1 pseudogene is annotated in these 924 nt (G+C 67.0%); it reads left to right on the top strand.

Features of this window, described 5'->3' with window-relative positions:
* The first annotated feature begins 52 nt into the window (after positions 1-52).
* Positions 53-924: pseudogene (locus U870_RS24155) on the top strand (IS5 family transposase).

Genomic DNA, 924 nt, shown 5'->3' with positions numbered 1-924 from the left:
GCCTAGGGTGTGTCTGACAAAGGTTGGATGCGAGTGCTGAGAGGCTGATCGCGTGTCGCGTTTTCAGGTGCTCTCGGATGTTCAGTGGTCGTTGATCGAGGGGATGTTGCCGCGGCCGACGGGTAGGCCGGGTCGGAAGTTCTCCGATGCGCGCACGATGGTCGAGGGCATCGTTTACCGGTATCGGACGGGGATCGCGTGGCGTGATCTGCCCGAGGTGTTCGGGTCGTGGCAGACGGTGTGGACGTGGCATCACCGGATGGCGAGCGACGGGACCTGGGATCGGGTGCTCGCCAAGCTCACCGCCGCCGCGGATGCCGCTGGCCTGGTGGACTGGTCGCTGTCGGTGGACTCCACCATCGCTCGCGCGCATCAGCACGCGACGAACACGACCCACCTCACAGGGGGGTGGATCGAGTTACAAGAATCTGCGGGAAGAGCCGCCTGACCACGGCATCGGTCGTTCCCGAGGCGGCCTGTCGACGAAGATCCACCAGCTCGTCGACGGTAACGGGCGCCCGCTGGTCACGTTGATCACCCCGGGGCAGGCGGGCGACTCGCCGATGTTCTTGCCTCTGATGGAGCAGCTGCGCGTGGGCCGCGAGCGGGGACGACCACGCACCCGGCCGGACGCGGTCCGAGCCGACAAGGCATACTCGTCCCGCGCGATCCGCGGGCACCTCCGCGCCCGCGGCGTCAAGGCCGTGATCCCAGAACCCGATGACCAGAAGGGCCATCGCCGGCGCCGCGGATCCCGCGGCGGGCGCCCGGTCGGACTCGACGCCGTCGACTACAAGAACCTGCCACCTCAAGCAATGGCGTGGCCTCGCCACCCGGTACGACAAACACGCCATCATCTACCGCGCCGCGGTCATCCTCAACGCCATCATCACCTGGGCCAAGACATTGTCAGACACGCCCTAA

This window comes from Leifsonia aquatica H1aii (assembly GCF_000633535.1).
GTDB classification, from domain to species: Bacteria; Actinomycetota; Actinomycetes; order Actinomycetales; family Microbacteriaceae; genus Leifsonia; species Leifsonia aquatica_A.
Note: the sequence above shows the minus strand (reverse complement) of the source record. Positions and strands in the feature narration are given on the sequence as shown.